Below are 1080 nucleotides of genomic sequence, written 5' to 3'. Positions count from 1 at the left end.
TTTTTTTTTTAATGATACGGCGACCTCGGTTTTCTACTCAGAGTAGATCGTGGGCAGGGTCTTTTGTGTTTATGAGACAGGGCCGGCCCTGTCGCGGCCGGCCCCGTCGCCCGACATCCTGGACGCGGCGCCGGACGGGGCCGAGGCCGACTGAACCGCAGCCCGCCTTGAGGGTCAGGCTCGGCCACCCGCCTTCCGCGCGTGGACGAGGAAGAACCGGACTATCTCGGCGCTCGCATCCGGGCCGCGGGGCTCGGTGAACGAGCCGTCCGGGCTGCCGCCCGACCAGGCATGCCCGGCCCCGTGCAGGACCCAGTATTCCAGCTGGGTCCCGCCGGTGGCGTCCGTGCGGACGGTTCGGGTGTAGGCCACGCCCCCCGGGCTCGTGCCGCGGTCGACCGTCTCGGCGAGGCCCGTGGCCGCCATGGCCTGGGCGACCACCTGATCGCCGTTGGCCGGGTGCACGGTGCGGTCGACGTCGCCGTGGAACACGATGGTCGGGACCGCCTGCCGGTTGCGTCCCGGGGCGCTCCCCTGCCCCTTCATGGCGGCGAAGGCCGAGGGGACGTCCCGGGCCGCGCCGCAGGCCAGGCCCGAATGGACGCCCACCGCCGCGAACAGGTCCGGATAGGTCGCCGCCAGGATCGCCGCCGCGGCGCCACCGGCCGAGAGACCGGCGGCGTAGACCCGGTCCGGGTCGGCGGAAAACTCCTCCACCACCGCCCGGGCGATGCCGGCGAGCAGGGCCGGCTCGCCGCCGTCGCGGGCCTGGTCGCCGACGGCGTACCAGTTCCAGCAGCGCTGCATGTTCGCCGACTGGGGCTGCTCCGGATAGGCGACCAGGAAGGTCTGCGCCTCGGCGAGGCGGTTCATCCGCGTCCCGGCGGCGAAGTCGTCCGGGTTCTGGGTGCAGCCGTGCAGCATCAGGAGGACGGGCAGCGCCTGGCCGGTGTAGCCGCTCGGCACGAACACCTTGTAGCGGCGGCTGCCTGCGGCGGCCGTGAAGGTTCTGTCCTCGAACCGGGCGCCCTCCGGCACGGTCGCGGCGGCGGGCCGTCCGGGCTGCACGGGGGCTCCGGC

General features: G+C 73.1%; 1 protein-coding gene. It reads right to left on the bottom strand.

What is annotated here, in order from left to right; translation table 11 throughout:
• Nucleotides 1–174: 174 nt before the first annotated feature.
• Nucleotides 175–1080: PHB depolymerase family esterase (locus tag FV228_RS30600; protein ID WP_246694094.1), on the bottom strand; the 906-nt coding region annotated here is incomplete at its 5' end.

The sequence above is a fragment of the Methylobacterium sp. WL18 genome, from assembly GCF_008040015.1.
GTDB lineage: Bacteria > Pseudomonadota > Alphaproteobacteria > Rhizobiales > Beijerinckiaceae > Methylobacterium > Methylobacterium mesophilicum.
The sequence above is the reverse complement of the archived record's forward strand: the minus strand, read 5'-3'. Positions and strand labels throughout refer to the sequence as shown.